We start from the raw sequence: 16,042 nt of genomic DNA, 5'->3' as shown, positions 1-16,042 counted from the left end.
ACCCTCCCTCGTCATGTACGAATGTGGGGACGGGAATCGTGACGAGAACGGAGACCACCATGGACACGACGAGCTCCAGCACGACGGACAAGAACCGCGGCGCCGAGCGTCTCGTCCCCCTGCCCGGCGGCGGCAACCTCTGCACGGAATCGTTCGGCGACCCCGGCAACCGTGCGCTGCTGCTGATCAGCGGGCTGTCGGCGTCGATGGACTGGTGGGACGCCGGCTTCTGCCGCGCGCTCGCGACCGGCGGGCGGTTCGTCATCCGCTACGACCACCGCGACACCGGCGCCTCCCGGACCGACCCGCCCGGCGAACCGTCGTACACGGCGCGCGACATGGCCGAGGACGCGCTGCGTGTGCTCGACGCGTACGACATCGACCGGGCACACCTCGCCGGCGTGTCGGCGGGCGCCGGGATCGCGCAGGAGGTCGCGCTGGAGTGGCCGGAGCGGGTCGCCTCGCTGACGCTGATGTCGACCTCGGCGGCCGTCCCTCTGGCCCCCGGGAAGACCGTGGCCGACGCCGGTCTGCCGAAGAGCTCCCCCGAGATCGAGGAGCTCTTCGGCAACCCGCCACCCGACCCGGACTGGACCGACGCCGACGCCGTCGCCGACCACCTCGTCGGGCAGGAACGCGTCTTCGCCACGGACGGGTTCGACGAGGGGTGGGCGCGGCGGATCGCCCGCCAGGTCGTGGCGCGGTCGGTGAACCCGGCGTCGGCGGGCAACCACTGGAACCTGCCCGACGGCGAGCCGCTCGCCGCCGACCGGACCCTCGCCGATCTCCGCACTCCCACCGTCGTCCTGCACGGCGACGCCGACCCGTTCTTCCGTCCCGAGCACGGGCAGGCACTCGCCGAGTCCGTCCCCGACGCCCGTTTCGTGCCCCTGGAGGGCGTTGGCCACCAGTTCCCGCCGCCCGCCGCCTGGGGCGTCGTGGTCGCGGAGGTGCTCCGCGTCAGCGGGTGACGCGGTCACCGTTCCGGGAACATGCTCCGGAGCGGGCCCGCGAGGATCCCGCCGTCGACCGGGAGGGTGACACCGGTGATCCAGGCGGCGTCGCCCGACGCGAGGAAGGCGATCGCGGCGGCGATGTCCTCGGGCTCCCCGACGCGGCCCAGGGGGTAGTGGGGGGCGAGGCGCTCGAGCGCCCCGTCCTGGCCGTCCCAGACCCGGGTGCGGACGGTGCCGGGTGCGACCACGTTGAAGCGGATGCCCGCCGGGCCGTACCGGACCGCGTAGTTCTTGGCGACGACGGACAGGCCGGCCTTGGCGGCCGAGTACGGCTCGTCGCCGAACGCCGCGAGGCCGTTCACCGACGAGACCATGACGACGGCGGGCCGCGGGGACTCGTGCAGCAGCGGCAGGGCGGCGCGGACGCAGCGCATGGTGCCGGTGAGGTTGAGGTCGACCAGCCGTGCCCACTCCTCGTCGGAGACCTGTTCCGGATCCGGGGTCGGAACCGACCCGCCGGCGACCGTGACGAGAACGTCGAGGCGGCCGAACGCGGCCCGCGCGGCGTCGACGGCGGCGTCCACCGAGCCGCGGTCGTGGACGTCGCAGGCGATCCCGAGGGCTCGCGCCCCGAGGTCGCGGGCCAGGCCCGCGGCGGCGTCCGCATCGTGATCGGTGACCACCACCGTGGCACCCTCCCCGTGCAGCCGCCGTGCCGTCGCGGCGCCGATGCCGTGCGCCGCGCCGGTCACGAGTGCCACCGTGCCGTCGAAGTTCATGCGGTCAACCTACCCGGGGGCCGAGCGGCCCCCGGGACGCCCCGGCGGCGGCAATGACGCCCTCAGCGCCGATGAATGAATTCGTCAGCAACAACGCGAGTCGCGGTTTGTCCAGTCGTACGGGCGATACACGAAAAGCAGGATGCATCAGAAAATAATGGGGCAGTCGAGGTGCACATGGTGTTGATGTGTTTGCCCAGTTCCCCCCGGACCGGTTCGCCACGACGCATGTCCGCAAGAAGCAGCTCCATGGGAGGAATATCGAATGCGTATGATCAAGCTGGTGCCGGCCCTGGCATTGCTCGTCGCGGGGGCCGCCGTGCCGGCTACGGCGCAGGCCGCTGAGACCGGCGCCACGGCGCAGGCCGACTACTACAGCGGCCAGGCGTACGGTGCCGCGGTCGACCTGCTCGGCGCGGTCGTCCTGCCGGCGCAGCCGGACACCGGCAAGGTCTCCACGTCCGAGGCCATGACCGCGGACGCGGGCTGCACGGCGTCGGTGGAGTCGAGCCTGCTCGACGCGGGCGTGCTCTGCCCGAGCGTGACCGTCGACCCGGCGGCCGGCACGGTGGTCTCCGAGACCACGATCGAGGAAGCCTCGGTCAACCTGCTCGGCGTCCCGGCGATCGTCGTCGAGGACCTCACGGCGACGGCTGCCGCCTCGTGCGACAGCGTGTCGGGTGACGTCGACCTGACGCTGCGGATCGGCAACGAGACCATCCTCGTCGACGACCCGAACGTCGGGATCCAGATCCCCGGCGGCGAGATCGTCCTCAACAAGCAGGTGCCCACCGACATGGGCACCGGCATCGCGGTGACGGCTGTCGTGGTCAAGCTGAACGGCCTGGCGGACATCACGATCGGTCACGCCGAGGCCTCGGCGCACGGCTGCATGACGGCCCCGCCGGTGAGCTGATCGCAGGCGTCCGACAACAGCCGACCGCGCCCTCGCGGGTGATCCGAGTGATCACCGCGAGGGCGCGGTCTCGTGTCAGGCGATGCTTCCGGCGGGATCAGAAAGGCAGCGGCGGCAGCGAGATCGGCAGGCCGAGGCCCTCGAGAACATTGATGATCGCCGCGATGATTCCGTCAAGCAGGCCCATGGTGGATCTCCTTCGTGTGTCGGGACGGCGGCTTACCACGCTGCCGCCGGATATCACGTTAGGCGCGCGGTGCGCGTCGGGTGCTTCACAGGGTGAAAATGCGCGCACCGAGAACGGTGGCGTAATAGGCGCGGCGTTCACGTCGAATACAGGTGAGGACCGCCACGACCGGGATACGTGACAATGACGACATGACCAACCGTCTCACCAGCCGCTCCGAGTACGACGCCGTCATCGTCGGCGGCGGGCACAACGGCCTGACCGCGGCCGCGTACCTGGCACGCGCCGGCCTCTCGGTCGCGGTCCTCGAACGACTGGACCACACCGGTGGCGCGGCGGTCTCCGCCCGCGCCTTCCCCGGCCGCCCGACCCGGCTGTCGCGCTACTCGTACCTGGTCTCCCTGCTGCCCGAGGAGGTGGTGCGCGATCTCGGGCTCGACCTGCGCCTGGTGCCGCGCGTGACGGCGTCGTACACGCCCGTGGTGCGCGACGGCGTGCCGGGCGGCCTGCTGGTCGAACGCCCGGAGGGCGCCGCGACCGCCGCCGCGTTCCGGGACGTGACCGGGTCCGACGCCGAGTACGACGCCTGGCGCGCGTTCTACGCGGCGGTCGGCGAACTGGCCGGCGTGGTCGCGCCCACCCTCACGGCGCCCTTGCCCCGGGAGAGGGAACTGCGGGCGCGGGTGGGCGCCGAGATCTGGCGGGACGTCGTGGAGCGTCCCCTGGGTGAGGCCGTGGAGCGGCGCTTCGGCGACGACACGGTGCGGGGTGTCGTCGCGACGGACGCCCTCATCGGGACGTTCGCGAGCCTGCACGCCGACTCGCTCGTGCAGAACCGGTGCTTCCTCTACCACCTCATCGGGAACGGGACGGGGGAGTGGCAGGTCCCGGTCGGCGGCATGGGCGCCGTCACGGGTGCCCTGGCGGCGGCCGCCGCGGGAGCGGGCGCGGAACTGGTGACCGGCGCCGAGGTCACGGCGATCCGTCCCCGGGACGACGGTGCGGAGGTGCGGGTCGCGGGCCGGACCGTGCGGGCGCGGTTCGTGCTGGCGAACGTCGCCCCCTGGGTGCTGGCGGAGCTCCTCGGCGAGGCCCCGGACCCGGCGGGCAAGCCCGTCGGGGCGCAGCTCAAGGTGAACCTTCTCCTGGACCGGCTGCCCCGGCTCCGGTCCGGTGCCGACCCGCATGCCCGGCGAGGTCTACTGCCACTCGCTGACCGACCCGACGATCCTCGGCGACGTGCCCGAGGGCACCCAGACCCTCACCTACTTCGGCCTGCACCTGCCGGCCACCCTGTTCGACGACCCCGCCACCCGCGAGGAGCGCAAGGCCGAGGCCGTGGCGCGCGCGATCGCGTCCCTCGACGAGCACCTGGTGGACCCCGTCGAGTCGGTGGTGGCGCGCGACGCCGACGGGGTGCCCTGCATCGAGGCCAAGATCCCGCAGGAGATCGAGGCCGACCTGAACATGCCCGGCGGGCACATCTTCCACGGCGACCTCGCCTGGCCCTGGGCCGGCGACGAGACCGACCTGAGCGGCCCCGCGGCCCGGTGGGGTGTGGCCACCGGCCACCACGCCGTGCTGCTGTGCGGATCGGGTGCCCGCCGCGGCGGCGCCGTCTCCGGCCTCGGCGGACACAACGCGGCACGGGCGGTCCTGGAGTCGGTGTGACCGCCCGTGCCGGCCCGCGAGCCACGGGTGTCAGGCGGTTTCGCCCGGCTCCACCACGAGGAACTGCCCCATCATTCCCTCGTCCTCGTGCAGCAGCATGTGGCAGTGGTACATGTACGGCACCTCCGCGTCGGTGTAGTCCTCGAACCGCATCAGCAGGCGGTACGTCCGGTGCGGCTCCAGGTACACGGTGTCCTTGGGCCCGGCGAGCTGCGGCGGCGGCTCGCGCCCGTCGACCGTGAGAATCCGGAACTGCACGTCGTGCACGTGGAAGCTGTGCGGCACCGGGTGGGCGTTCCGCACCTCCCACACCTCCGTGTCGCCCACCGTGACGACCTCGTCGACACGCCCCATGTCCATGCGCTCGCCGTTGATCTCGCGCTCGGCGAGCTCGAACGACCGCACCGTGGCCGCGTCCTCGGCACGGAGCTCGCCGTCGTCCGCGTGCCGGGAACGCCCCCACGACGGGGCGGGCGACGGCGCGAGATCCTCCCCGGCCCGCAGCTCCAGGACGTCGAACGCGTCGTTGCCGCCCATCGCGAACGACGCGGCGATGCCCCCGAGGTCCGGGTCCGCCGACCGCAGCCGCGTGACCTCGCCGGGTTCGAGCGCGACGACGATCTCGGCGCGCTCGCCCGGCGCGAGGCGTACCTCGTCGAGCCGCACGGGCGCGTCGAGCAGCCCGCCGTCCGTCGCGACCAGGTCGAACGGCCGGTCGGCGAACCCGAACGCGTAGGTGCGCGCCGTGGAGCCGTTCAGCAGCCGCAGCCGTACCCGCTCCGTCGTGACCTCGTGGTACGCGCCCACGGTCCCGTTGGTCATGACGGTGTCGCCGAGCGTGCCCGGCTCGCCGCCGTCATGCTGCAGCTCCAGCCGGCCGGCGTCGTCGAACACCTTGTCCTGCACGACGACGGGCACGTCGTCCACGCCGTACTCCGACGGCAGGACCGCGGCCCGGGAGGCGTCGTCGTCCAGCAGGAACAGGCCGGCCAGGCCCCGGTACACGTGCTCCTCCGTGGCACCGTGCGGGTGCGGATGATACCACAGCGTCGCCGCCGGCTGGTCGATCTCCCAGGTGGGCTCCCACGTCTGACCCGGCGCGACGGGCTGGTGCGGCCCGCCGTCCATCGCGGGCGGCAGGTGCATGCCGTGCCAGTGCACGCTCGTGGCCTCGTCGAGCTCGTTGGTGACGCGGACCGCGACGCGCTCGCCGCGCTCGGCCCGCAGCGTCGGGCCCAGGTACGGGCCGTCGAACCCCCACGTCGGCGTCTCGACGCCGGGCAGGAACTCGCTCGTACCCGACTGCGCGGTGAGGTCGAACGTGCGCACGCCGTCGACGACGGACGACCCGGCGAGCGGGGGGATCGCGAGCTCGGAGCCGAACTCCACGGCCCGCACGGGCGTCACCGAACCTCCGAACGAGCCGCACCCGGAAACGGCCAGCGCGACGCCGAGCGCCGCGAGGCCCGCGAGGCCCGGACGGGCGCTCATCGGGCGTTCCCGCGGGCCCTCTGGACGCCGAGGGCGATCAGCCCGGCCAGGCACCCCCAGAACGCGTCCATCGCCAGCGCGGGCAGGGCCGTCCACGCGGCGCCGCGCGGCCCGGCGCCGTCGACGCCGGCGAACACCAGCGACAGGAGCAGCGTCAGCACACCGAAGGCCAGTCCGGTCAGCGTGAGGGTCAGCACCGGGCGGGCGACGCGGCCGAACCCGACCACACCGATCCACACGGCAGCCGTGACCCCCACGATCGCCAGCGCACGCGGCGCGCCCGCGCCGATGCCGGCCAGCGCGGTCAGGGGCCACAGCAACGCCATGGACGCGAGGCCGCCGATCAGCGGCCAGGTGAGGCCGGACTGCCGGGGCCGAGAAGTCTCGTGTGAAGTCATGCCCCGACGATCGCCCGCCGGCCACCCCCGCCACATCGGCCCGCGAGCGACAGTCCTGTCGCCCCGGGGCGACATCCCACCCGCGGCACGCGGACGCCCTCGTAGGCTGAGGCCGTGTCCGAAGCCAGCGCAGCCGAGCCGACAGCGGCCGGCCGGCCGAGCCCGTGGGTGACCGACGTCGTCCTGGCGCTCGCGATGGCGCTCGTGCTCGCCGTGGTCATCGCCGCCGCCATCGAGGAGGAAGGCCGCGCCGAGCCCGGTGCCTACGCGTTCGCCGCCGGGCTCGGCGCGCTGGTCCTGCTGCGCCGCCCGGCCCCGCGGCTCATGCTGGTGCTCACGGTGCTCGGCACCTTCGCCTACTACACGCTCGGGTTCGTCCCGATCGGCATGGCGCTGCCGGCCGTGGCGGCCCTGTACTCGGCGGCGGAGCTGCGCCGGACGGGGTGGGCGGTCGGGGCGGGAGCCGTGCTCCTGGCCGTGGCGACGTACTACCGCGTCGGCGACACCGACCCGAGCGCCTACCTGACGGTGTACGACCTCCTCACCAACGTCGCGCTCGTCGCCGCCGCCATCGCGCTCGGCGTCGCCGTCCGCCTGGGACGCGAGGCCCGGGAGCGGGCCGCGGAGATCCGGGCGCTCACGGCCACGCAGGAGGCGCGGGCCGCCGAACGGCGGATGCAGGCCGAGCGGCTGCGGATCGCCCGCGACCTGCACGACGCCGTCGGGCACAACCTGTCGGTGGTCGCGCTGCACGCGAACGTCGCGGCCGAGGCGGTCGGGCGCGACGACGACGCCGCGCTCGGCGCGCTGGCGCACGTCCGGTCGGCGACGTCGGACACGCTGCACGAGCTGCGCGCGACCGTGAAGCTGCTGCGCGGCCGCGACGTGACGGCTGCCGACGCGACCGACCGCGAGAGCGACGCCTCGCCCGGTCGACCCGGTCGCGGCGCGGCGGGTCTGGCCGGGATCGAGGCCCTGGTCGCCCCGGCCCGGTCCACGGGCCTCGACGTCGTGGCCGACGTGGACGTGCCGCCGGGATCGATCGACGCCGCGGTGGACGCCGCAGCGTCCCGGATCCTCACCGAGGCGCTCACGAACGTGCTGCGGCATGCGGGCGCGCGGCGCGCGCGGGTCGCCGTCGCGCTGGCCGGGCGCGGCGGCGACAGGGTCAGGATCGAGGTGTCCGACGACGGCGCCGGGTCCGGCGGGGCCGCCGAGGGCTCCGGGATCTCCGGCATGCGCGAGCGGGCCGCCCTGCTCGGCGGCACGCTGCGCGCGGGCGACGCACCGGGCGGCGGGTTCACCGTCGTCGCCGACCTCCCGGCGAGACTGGACGCATGATCCGGATCGTGCTGGTCGACGACCAGGAGCTCGTGCGGGCCGGGCTGCGCCCGCTGGCGGAGCTCGACGGCGACGTCGAGGTGGTGGGGGAGGCGTCCGACGGCCGCGCCGGGTTGCGCCTCGTGCGGTCGCTGCGGCCCGACGTCGTCCTCATGGACGTGCGGATGCCGCAGCTCGACGGCATCGCCGCGACGCGGGAGATCGTCGCCGACCCGGCCCTCGACGGCGTGCGGGTGCTCGTGCTGACGACGTTCGACGAGGACGAGCACGTGTTCGCGGCGATCCGGGCGGGCGCGTCCGGCTACCTGCTCAAGGACGTGACGCCCACGGACCTGCGGGCCGCGATCCGCACGGTCGCGGCCGGGGACTCGCTCCTGTCACCGGCGGTGACCACGACGGTCATGCGCGCCGTCGCCGACACGTCCCACGCGGCGGACGGACGGCACGCCGAACGGGTCGCGGGGCTCACCGAGCGCGAGCGGGAGGTGTTGGAACAGGTCGGTCGCGGGCTCACGAACGACGAGATCGCCCGGGAGCTGTACCTCTCGCCGGCCACCGCGCGCACCTATGTGTCGCGGCTCCTGGCGAAGCTCGCCGCCCGGGACCGCGCGGCGCTGATCATCCTCGCCTACGAGACGGGACTGGTCCCGTGAGGCCCGAGAGCCGCCTGTAGGGTGACCCCCGTGAACCAGGCACAGCAGCCGAGTTCTGCCGGAGCGACCCGCCTCGCGTCCGACCTGGCCGATGCCTTCGTGCTGTTCCACGAGGCGATCGGCGTCCGGCGCGGCCTGTCGGCCGGGGACCACAAGGCGCTGGGCGTGATCGAGCGGTCCGGCCCGCTCGCCGCGAGCGAGCTCGCCCGGCGGACCGGGCTCACCGCCGGTGCGGTCACGGGCCTGGTGAACCGCCTGGTCGACGGCGGCTACGTGCGCCGCGAACCGTGCCCGACGGATGGGCGGCGCGTGCTGATCTCGACCACGGAGGCGCCGCACGACCCGGTCCTGGCCGACGCGCTCGCGACGCTGGAACGGGAGGCGTCCTCCCTGGTCGACGCGTTCGACGAGCACCAGCGGGCCGCCGTCGTCGGGTGGATCACCGTGATGACCGAGCGCCTGCACGCGCAGGCGCGCCGGCTCGCCAGGTGACGGGCCCGCCGGGGCGCCGGATCGTCAGGTCGTCAGCACGGCGTCGAACGACGCCCCCCGGGCTCCGGCGAGGTCCGCATCGATCTCGACGACCTGGCCGGGACGGACCGTGAGCCGGCTGTCGGCCCGGGCCAGATTCGGGTACCAGCCGCCGAGCAGGAGCTGGATCGAGAGCCGCGCGTCGGACTTCGTCGGGTCGGACACCGCGATGCGGGCCACGTCCCGCGTTCCGCTCGCGATCACGGCACACGGGCCGTCGGCCCGCACGGCGCCGTCGTCGACGGGCTCGAACAGGTGCGCGAACAGGAACCAGCGGCTGCCCCGCACCGCACGGACGACGTGGGCGCGGGGATCCCCGCGGAGCACGGTGGTGGTACCGCCGGTGGCGTGCGCTCGCGTGGTGCTCGCCGACGCCCGCGGCAGGATCACGTAGGCGTACCTGTCCCCGCCGGTGCCGCTGGGGTGCGTGAGCGATAGGGTGGCGTAGGTGCGGGTACGGGGCGTGCGGGACCCGGCGGTATCGCCTCCCGTGTTGATGTCGTACCAGGAGCCGGTGCGTTCCGCGACCGACGCGCGGGCGGCGTAGGTGCCGAGGAAGACGTAGCCGGCCACCCCGTCCAGGTGTGCCCACCGGGGCGCGTCGAGACCGGTGCGGTCGCCGGGGGCGATCGGTGCGCCGTCCACCACGAACCCGGGCGCCGTGCCGGCGGGGAACGAGCGGTTCTCGACCGTGGTCTCCGCTCCCGGCCCCGTGACGACGATGCCGGAGCCGATCGCGACCACCGAGTCCTCCAGCAGGAACCACGACTTCTTGCCCCGCACGTCGCCGAGCTCGTTGACCAGATCCATGCCGGCCGTGCCCCAGCGGCGGGACAGCCCGACGCCGCCGCCCCAGCGGTTCGTCGCCGCGGGGACGGGCGTGCCGGAGTCCGGCCCGGGAGCGCGCTCGGTGAGCGAGGCGGTGGTGCCGGGCAGGCGGTACGGGTCGACGGTGGGCCAGTAGTCGTCGGCGAACTGCCCCTGGTCGTTGTCGAGGTACAGGTACGACGCGCCGTCGCCCTGGTGCCAGCCGTAGCGGTTCTCGCCGTTGCCCCAGCCGTACCGGCCGATGCGGGCCGACGACGTCGCGACCGTGAACGCCCACCCGCGGCCGCGGTGCACCATCCGCTCCTGCACGCCGAACTGCACGTGCCCGGGACGCTCGGGCGCGGGCACGACGCCGGCGTCGGCCAAGAGCTCCTCGGCGCGCCGCAGGTCGGACATGCTGGTGGGCTTGTACTCCTCGCTGCACCGCTCCAGCCAGCCCTTCGCGAAGGACCGGAACCGGGAGTGGTACGGCTCGCCGACGTAACCGGCGAGCAGCATGACGGCTTCCGCCGTGCCCCACGCGTCCCGGTAGTCGCGCTCGTGCTCGCGCGCCACGACGCGGCCGCGGACGGTCTCCATCATGCGTCCGTTCCAGATGAACGGCGCGAACGTCAGCGCGGGGCTGTTCAGGATCGGCCGCATGATCCGCGAGGACAGGCTCCACCGGGTGCCGTCGAGCAGCATCACGGCCGGTGCGACGGCGGCCAGCGCGGCCCGGCCGTAGGAGCCGGCGTGCGGGAGGACGAGGTGGTGGAGGTAGGACCCGTCGGCGTAGAACCCGTCCCCGGAGGTGGCGTAGGAGAGCAGGCTGTGCGCCCCGCCACCCGGAGTGTCCAGGAGGGCGCCTCGGGCGAGCGACATGTCCTGCGGCGACCGCCCGGCGATGCCGCGCAGGAGGCAGCTGAGGACCTTGTCGGCCCGGTTCGTCCCCGTGGCCGGGCGGTCGGCGACCTCGATCCGGTTGGGGTCGGGGGTGAAGGCGCGGATCGCCGCCAGCGCCCGGTCGACATCCCTCTGCCGGAGGCGGTGCTGGAGGACCAGGGTGAGGTCGCCGAGCACGCGGGGGATGCCGATCTCCCAGAACCACCAGTTCCCCGCCGGTGCGGCGCCGGCGTGGTACCAGTGGTTCGTCAGGTAGCGGTACCACCGGATCAGGGTGCGCGCCACGGCCTCGTCGTCGTACTGGGCGGTACCCGGGGTCGCCCAGGCGGTGGCGATCCTCAGGACGCGCCGGTACGTGGTCGTGAGGTTCGCCGGATCGGGGCCGGTCATCCGCAGGTCCGGCCAGATGCTGTCGCCGGGGTCCGGGAAGCGGTCGGAACTGTTGTAGGCCCGCGCGGCGTACTCGGAGAGGCGCTGCTTCCACTCGATCACGGCGGGGGAGTCGGGGCCGCTGCCGGCGGCGCCGACGAGAAAGTCCAGCCAGCGCTCCCGCAGGTCGTCGAAACGGTCGGCGGGAAGCAGGCCCGCACCGCCCGAGCCGGCGGCGGCAGCCGTCTCCGGGGCGTGCGTGACGATCGCCAGCGAGGCGGCGGTGCCGAGCGCCAGGGCGTCCCGTCGTGACACGTGAATCTTCATGGCCTGCCACCCCCGGCTCGGATATCCGGCTTCCCTATTAAAGGTGAGTTTGGCATGCCCTGGCGTCAATGCACGTCGAGTGGAGGGTTCACCGCTCCATTCATGCACGCGGTATTCGAAGCATTGATCGGATTCATGCCGTCAAATGTTCCCTCAGGAATCAGCGTGAGATCCGGGGTTCCCCGCCCGTCGGGGTGGGCGGTGCCGTGCGCTCCCGGGCGGTGCCGCCGACGGCGTCGCGGACCGCGGCCATGCGACCCCGTAGCTCGGCCTCGGAGAGGCGCCCGGAGCCCGGGTCGTCGATCGCGTCGACGAGCGCCCGCAGCCGGTGGCCCGCGGCCCGGTCCACGGTGGTGGCCGTCCATTCGACGCCGGTGACGCGGGCGGCCGTTCCCGGCTCGGACTGGGTCACGGTCGCCGTCAGCAGCACGCCGTTCGTGGTCCGCGCGTCGCAGCACTCCGAGCTCTGGTTCGAGATCATGTTCCCGAGCCCGTAGGCCACCCACATCCCGGAGCCGCCGGGGCCGCCGTCGAGCCGCGCGATGCGCTGGGGGATGTGCGCGTGGTGCCCGATGATCAGGTCGACCTCGCGTGAGGCCGCGAGCTTCCGCGCGAACGCCCGCTGCTCGTCCGTGGGCTCGGCCAGGTACTCGAGCCCGGCGTGCATGCTCACCACCACGAGCTGCGCGCCGTCCTCGCGGGCGGCGGCCGCCTCGCGGATGACCCGGTCGGCGTTCAGCAGATCCACCGCCCACGGCTGGTCGTCCGGGACGGAGAACCCGTTGAGCCCGTAGGTGGCCGACAGGTGGGCGACCGTGACCGGGCGTCCGGCGCGATCGAGCGTGTAGCGCTGCGGGCTGCGCTCCCGGGCGCGGCGGGCGGTGCCCACATGGCCCAGGCCGGCCTTGTCGAATGCCTCGAGGGTCGCCTCGATCCCGTCGACGCCCCGGTCCATCGAGTGGTTCGACGCCGTCGAGCAGCCGTCCCAGCCCTGCTCCGCGAGGTCCCGGACCAGTTCCCTCGGCGCCCCGAACGCGGGATACCCGGTCGGCGTGGTGCCGGGAGGGGCGACAGGTGCCTCCAGATGGCACAGCGCCAGGTCGGCACGCCGCACCCAGGGGTCGAGACCGGCCAGGAGCGGGGTGTAGTCGATGGTGCCGTCCCGCGTCGCGCTGTCGTTGAGCGGGCCGTGCGGCAGGACGTCGCCCGCCGCGACGAGCGTGAACCGCGCGGGCTTCTCGTGGCGCCGCGTCCCGCGCTCGTGCACGGGGTCCGGTGACGCCTCAGCCGCTTGCGTCCGCGCGACGGCGGAGGCGTGGGAGCCCTCCGGTGCGGCACCGGGCGCGGTGGTGCACCCGGCGCACGCGAGGAGCGCGGTCAGCGCCACGAGAGCGGCCGCCGGCCGGGTGGGGCGCCGGGGTGTGCCGGGCGCCGGTGTCACGCGAGAAGCCACAGGCGCGATGGTAGGCCCCCCGGCGGCCTCCCGGAGGGAGGCGGACCGGGGTGGCGCCGATCGAGGCTTCCACGGTCCGCCGCCGGGCGGGCGTCAGGGCGTGGTCCAGCGCTGGACGGAGCTGCCGTCGCAGCCGGCGATCTCCAGGTGCGTGCCGTCGTTCTGCACCCTGCCCACGGGCTGGAGGCACAGCCCCGACTGCGGGTTGCGCAGCGCCCCGCCGTCGGCGGCCCACTGCTGCGCCCCGGTGCCGTTGCAGTCCCAGAGCTGGACCGGCGTCCCCGGGGCGGTGCCGCCCCCGGACACGTCGAGGCACTTGCCGAGCGCGCGCACCGAGCCGTCGGCGGCGAACGTCCAGTCCTGGGCCGCGTTGCCGTTGCACCACGCGAGCTGGACGGGCGTGCCGTTCGCCGTGTCCGCCCAGGCGACGTCCACGCACATGCCGTTGCTCGCCGTCACCGTGCCGCTGCCGCCGGTCCCGCCGCCGTCGGTGTCGTAGACGCGGACGTAGTCGACGCGCATCTGCTGCGGGAACTGGGTGGTGCCGTCGGGGTAGCCGGGCCAGTCCCCGCCGACGGCGACGTTCAGGATCATGAAGAAGGGCTGGTTGTAGACCCAGTTGCCCGGGACGTCGGCGGGGGTGCGCGTCATGTAGTCGTTGCCGTCGACGGACCAGGTGATCCGGTCGGGGGACCAGTCGATGGCGAAGGTGTGGAAGTCGTCGGCGAAGGACCAGCCCTGCGGGTGCTGGTAGGCGCCGCCGACCCCTCCGCCCCCGGAGTAGCCCGGCCCGTGGAGCGTGCCGTGCACGAGGTGGGGCTCGTAGCCGACGTTCTCCATGATGTCGATCTCGCCGGAGTCCGGCCACGGCGTGTCGGGGAACTGCGCGCCGAGCATCCAGAAGGCCGGCCAGATGCCCTGGCCGCGGGGGATCTGGATGCGCGCCTCGACGCGGCCGTACCGCGGTTCCACCTTGTCCTTGGTGGTCATGCGTGCCGAGGTGTAGCCGCCACCGGCCTCCTGGCGGGCGGTGATGACGAGGTTGCCGTTGCCGTCGAGCGCGGAGTTGTCGCGGCTGTCGGTGTAGTTCTGCAGTTCGTTGTTGCCCCAGCCGTGGTCGCCGGTCTCGTGGTTCCAGTTGGCGGGATTCGGGGCGGATCCCGCGGCGCCGTCGAACTCGTCGGACCAGACGAGCTGCTCGGCGGCGGCCTCGGCCTGGCCGGCGACGTCCGCGGACTGGCCGGCGGCCGAACCGACGGCCGCGGCGCCGGTCGCGAGAAGTGCGACGCCGGACAGGGCGGTGACGACGGTGGCGACCGCCCGGGATCGGGGGATGGCTCGCATGGGCTGCTCCCTTGCAGGTATGGACCTGACCGGGGCGGTGCCCGCGGCGCCGAGGGCCGACGGGCCGTCCGCCCGAACAGGTGACTGGCCGGTAAGGAAAAGATAGAGGCGTTCGCCGGGCGTCCGCCATTGGGTGAATCCCGTACGTTCCGTCGCGTGACGAGCGTGACACCCGCCCGGGGTTCTGCCGCGGCGCGGCGCGGCCTAGCATCGTACGGGCCGCGGGACGCCGGCCGCCGGAAACGTGCCGAGAGGAGCGCGGCCTTGACCTGGGTACAGCTCGCCATGGACCTGGCGGGAGTCTTCTTCTTCGCGATGTCGGGTTCGCTGCTGGCCGCCCGCCGGCGGTTCGACATCGTGGGCTCACTGATGCTCGGCACCTGCGTGGGGCTCGGCGGCGGGATCCTGCGCGACCTCGTCATCGGGCAAGGTGTGCCCAACGCGTTCGCGTCCCCCGTCTACCTGCTGCCCCCGGTGCTCGCCACCGTCCTCGTGTACCGGTTCGCCGCGAGCGAGCACCGGTACGCGGGCGCCCTGACGGTGTTCGACGCGGCGGGCATGGCGCTGTTCTGCATCAGCGGCACGCAGATCGCGCTGGAGGCCGGGCTGAACCCGGTGGCGGCCGCGATCCTCGGGCTGATCAGCGCGGTCGGCGGCGGCGTGATCCGGGACGTCGTGGCCAACGAGGACCCGCAGCTCTTCCACCCGCGTGGCCTCTACGCCATCGCGGCGCTGCTCGGCGCCGGGCTGACCAGTGCCGCCGAGTCGATCGGCTGGATGAACGCGGGCACGGGGCTGGGGATCGCCGTGCTCGTGTTCGCGCTGCGGATGGTGTCGCTGCGCTACCGCTGGGAGATCCCGCTCGCGGCCCGTCGGCCGCGGGAGCGTGACCGGGCCGCGACGGCGGGCTGACCCCGGCTCCCGGCGGGCGGCGGCCGGCCTGCGGGCCGGCCCGCTCTAGAGGGTAAGTGTCATGAAGGTGCTCACCGGGTCGGGCCCGTAGCTCGCGAACGGGCCGCACTCCGTGAAGCCGTGCCGCGCGTACAGGCGCCGTGCGGGCGCGAAGAACTCCTGGGACCCCGTCTCCAGGCTCAGCCGGAGGTAACCACGCGACCGGGCCTCGGCGAGCGCGTGCCGCACGAGCGCGGCCCCGACGCCCCGGCCGCGGGCCGGCACGGCCGTCCGCATGGACTTGACCTCGCCGTGCGTGGGCGTGAGCTCGCTCAGCGCGACGCACCCCAGCAGCGCTCCGTCGTCGTCCCGCGCCGACCAGAACGTGATCGACGGCGCGAGCAGGGCGGAGTGGTCGAGGGCGTGCACGCTCTCGGGCGGCGACGTGGCGTGCATGTCCGAGAGATGCTCGTCCAGAAGGCCCTGCACGTCAGCGCGCACGGGCGAGTCGACAGCGATCAGCATGGCGCACATCGTCCCACGGGAATGCCGGGCCGCCCGTGACGCGTTGCCCGGGCATGGATTTCAACCAGCAGATCATCGACACGTTCCGTGCCAACGGGGGCGAGGTCAACGAGCCGATGCGGTTCGGCAAGTCACTCGTGCTCGTGCACGTGCCGAAGAAGGACGGGGGTGAGCGCGTCGCGCCGCTCGCGGCGATCCCGGAGGGTGACGCCTGGCATGTCGTGGGCTCGGCCGGCGGTTCGCCGAAGCACCCGGCGTGGGTCTACGGGCTGCGCCGGGCCGAAGAGGTCGAGATCGAGGTTCCCGGGGACCCGGTCCGGACCCTCACCGCCAAGGTCTTCGAGCTGGCCGACGAGGAACGCGACTCGATGTGGGAACGCTTCAAGGCGTTCTCCAGCGGTTTCGCCGAGTACGAGAAGACCGCTGAGGGCCGCGTCTTCCCCATCTTCCGTCTCGCTCCCTGACCACCGCGCCGTCGGCTGCCGGCTGCTTCGTACTGA

Annotated in this window: 15 protein-coding genes and 1 pseudogene; 9 read left to right on the top strand and 7 right to left on the bottom strand. The window is 73.7% G+C overall.

What is annotated here, in order from left to right:
* The first annotated feature begins 59 nt into the window (after positions 1–59).
* Positions 60–971, top strand: coding sequence for an alpha/beta fold hydrolase (locus tag EDD34_RS12290; protein ID WP_123814827.1), 912 nt, complete (start codon positions 60–62; stop codon positions 969–971).
* Positions 972–976: 5 nt separating this feature from the next.
* On the opposite strand, the gene EDD34_RS12285 is transcribed toward EDD34_RS12290, so the two are convergent.
* Positions 977–1,735 carry an SDR family NAD(P)-dependent oxidoreductase gene (locus EDD34_RS12285; protein ID WP_123814826.1) on the bottom strand — a complete coding sequence of 253 codons (759 nt, stop codon included), beginning with the start codon at positions 1,733–1,735 and terminating at the stop codon, positions 977–979.
* A gap of 265 nt (positions 1,736–2,000) precedes the next feature.
* Here EDD34_RS12285 and EDD34_RS12280 point away from each other — a divergent pair, with 265 nt between their 5' ends.
* The 3 genes and pseudogenes from EDD34_RS12280 to EDD34_RS21515 all read left to right on the top strand — a co-directional run bounded on the left by EDD34_RS12280 (position 2,001) and on the right by EDD34_RS21515 (position 4,509).
* A complete protein-coding gene (locus EDD34_RS12280) occupies positions 2,001–2,651 on the top strand; it encodes a choice-of-anchor P family protein (RefSeq protein WP_123814825.1) in 651 nt (216 codons plus the stop codon).
* 378 nt (positions 2,652–3,029) lie between these two features.
* Positions 3,030–3,875 (top strand): annotated as a pseudogene (locus EDD34_RS21520) (phytoene desaturase family protein); the annotation flags it as partial.
* A 148-nt stretch (positions 3,876–4,023) separates the two neighbouring features.
* Complete coding sequence (locus EDD34_RS21515) at positions 4,024–4,509, top strand: hypothetical protein (protein ID WP_342774829.1); 486 nt, start codon at positions 4,024–4,026, stop codon at positions 4,507–4,509.
* Positions 4,510–4,539: 30 nt separating this feature from the next.
* Here EDD34_RS21515 and EDD34_RS12270 read toward each other — a convergent pair whose 3' ends face one another.
* Together EDD34_RS12270 and EDD34_RS12265 are read right to left on the bottom strand one after the other, a co-directional pair.
* Positions 4,540–6,000, bottom strand: coding sequence for a multicopper oxidase family protein (locus tag EDD34_RS12270; RefSeq protein WP_123814824.1), 1,461 nt, complete (start codon positions 5,998–6,000; stop codon positions 4,540–4,542).
* The gene (locus EDD34_RS12265; RefSeq protein ID WP_123814823.1) at positions 5,997–6,398 is read right to left on the bottom strand and encodes a hypothetical protein; all 402 of its coding nucleotides are present in this window, start codon (positions 6,396–6,398) and stop codon (positions 5,997–5,999) included. Before EDD34_RS12265 ends, EDD34_RS12270 begins: the two co-directional genes overlap by 4 nt.
* Positions 6,399–6,512: 114 nt before the next feature.
* Between EDD34_RS12265 and EDD34_RS12260 the strand changes: the two genes are divergently transcribed.
* From EDD34_RS12260 to EDD34_RS12250, 3 genes are read left to right on the top strand one after another with little or no spacing between them, the layout of a single operon-like run.
* A complete protein-coding gene (locus tag EDD34_RS12260; protein WP_246012365.1) occupies positions 6,513–7,739 on the top strand; it encodes a sensor histidine kinase in 1,227 nt (408 codons plus the stop codon).
* The gene (locus EDD34_RS12255; protein WP_123814822.1) at positions 7,736–8,392 is read left to right on the top strand and encodes a response regulator; all 657 of its coding nucleotides are present in this window, start codon (positions 7,736–7,738) and stop codon (positions 8,390–8,392) included. Before EDD34_RS12260 ends, EDD34_RS12255 begins: the two co-directional genes overlap by 4 nt.
* Positions 8,393–8,422: 30 nt before the next feature.
* Positions 8,423–8,884, top strand: coding sequence for a MarR family winged helix-turn-helix transcriptional regulator (locus tag EDD34_RS12250; RefSeq protein ID WP_123814821.1), 462 nt, complete (start codon positions 8,423–8,425; stop codon positions 8,882–8,884).
* Positions 8,885–8,908: 24 nt separating this feature from the next.
* On the opposite strand, the gene EDD34_RS12245 is transcribed toward EDD34_RS12250, so the two are convergent.
* The 3 genes from EDD34_RS12245 to EDD34_RS12235 form a co-directional block, all read right to left on the bottom strand.
* Positions 8,909–11,329, bottom strand: coding sequence for a polysaccharide lyase 8 family protein (locus tag EDD34_RS12245; protein WP_123814820.1), 2,421 nt, complete (start codon positions 11,327–11,329; stop codon positions 8,909–8,911).
* Positions 11,330–11,489: 160 nt separating this feature from the next.
* Positions 11,490–12,782, bottom strand: a complete 1,293-nt coding sequence (locus EDD34_RS12240; protein WP_246012363.1) for a CapA family protein — start codon at positions 12,780–12,782, stop codon at positions 11,490–11,492.
* Between the two features lie 93 nt (positions 12,783–12,875).
* Positions 12,876–14,126 (bottom strand): glycoside hydrolase family 16 protein, encoded by a 1,251-nt coding sequence (locus EDD34_RS12235; RefSeq protein ID WP_123814819.1) that lies wholly within the window; start codon positions 14,124–14,126, stop codon positions 12,876–12,878.
* 264 nt (positions 14,127–14,390) lie between these two features.
* On the opposite strand from EDD34_RS12235, the gene EDD34_RS12230 reads away from it, so the two are divergent.
* On the top strand, positions 14,391–15,038 hold the full coding sequence (locus EDD34_RS12230) for a trimeric intracellular cation channel family protein (protein WP_246012361.1): 648 nt from the start codon (positions 14,391–14,393) through the stop codon (positions 15,036–15,038).
* 45 nt (positions 15,039–15,083) lie between these two features.
* Here the strand turns inward: EDD34_RS12230 and EDD34_RS12225 are convergent, their stop codons facing one another.
* Entirely contained in the window at positions 15,084–15,542 is a 459-nt protein-coding gene (locus tag EDD34_RS12225) for a GNAT family N-acetyltransferase (protein WP_123814818.1), read from the bottom strand.
* A 53-nt stretch (positions 15,543–15,595) separates the two neighbouring features.
* On the opposite strand from EDD34_RS12225, the gene EDD34_RS12220 reads away from it, so the two are divergent.
* Entirely contained in the window at positions 15,596–16,006 is a 411-nt protein-coding gene (locus tag EDD34_RS12220; RefSeq protein ID WP_123814817.1) for a nitroreductase/quinone reductase family protein, read from the top strand.
* The last annotated feature ends 36 nt before the right edge of the window (positions 16,007–16,042 follow it).

The organism is Myceligenerans xiligouense (assembly GCF_003814695.1).
GTDB classification, from domain to species: Bacteria; Actinomycetota; Actinomycetes; order Actinomycetales; family Cellulomonadaceae; genus Myceligenerans; species Myceligenerans xiligouense.
This window is presented reverse-complemented; position numbering and strand designations above follow the sequence as displayed.

Bases quoted from the DNA above. Each gene is read 5' to 3' on its own strand.
- EDD34_RS12290 (WP_123814827.1), top strand. From the start codon at position 60: ATGGACACGACGAGCTCCAGCACGACGGACAAGAACCGCGGCGCCGAG.
- EDD34_RS12285 (WP_123814826.1), bottom strand. From the start codon at position 1,735: ATGAACTTCGACGGCACGGTGGCACTCGTGACCGGCGCGGCGCACGGC.
- EDD34_RS12280 (WP_123814825.1), top strand. From the start codon at position 2,001: ATGCGTATGATCAAGCTGGTGCCGGCCCTGGCATTGCTCGTCGCGGGG.
- EDD34_RS21515 (WP_342774829.1), top strand. From the start codon at position 4,024: ATGCCCGGCGAGGTCTACTGCCACTCGCTGACCGACCCGACGATCCTC.
- EDD34_RS12270 (WP_123814824.1), bottom strand. From the start codon at position 6,000: ATGAGCGCCCGTCCGGGCCTCGCGGGCCTCGCGGCGCTCGGCGTCGCG.
- EDD34_RS12265 (WP_123814823.1), bottom strand. From the start codon at position 6,398: ATGACTTCACACGAGACTTCTCGGCCCCGGCAGTCCGGCCTCACCTGG.
- EDD34_RS12255 (WP_123814822.1), top strand. From the start codon at position 7,736: ATGATCCGGATCGTGCTGGTCGACGACCAGGAGCTCGTGCGGGCCGGG.
- EDD34_RS12245 (WP_123814820.1), bottom strand. From the start codon at position 11,329: ATGAAGATTCACGTGTCACGACGGGACGCCCTGGCGCTCGGCACCGCC.
- EDD34_RS12235 (WP_123814819.1), bottom strand. From the start codon at position 14,126: ATGCGAGCCATCCCCCGATCCCGGGCGGTCGCCACCGTCGTCACCGCC.
- EDD34_RS12225 (WP_123814818.1), bottom strand. From the start codon at position 15,542: ATGCTGATCGCTGTCGACTCGCCCGTGCGCGCTGACGTGCAGGGCCTT.
- EDD34_RS12220 (WP_123814817.1), top strand. From the start codon at position 15,596: ATGGATTTCAACCAGCAGATCATCGACACGTTCCGTGCCAACGGGGGC.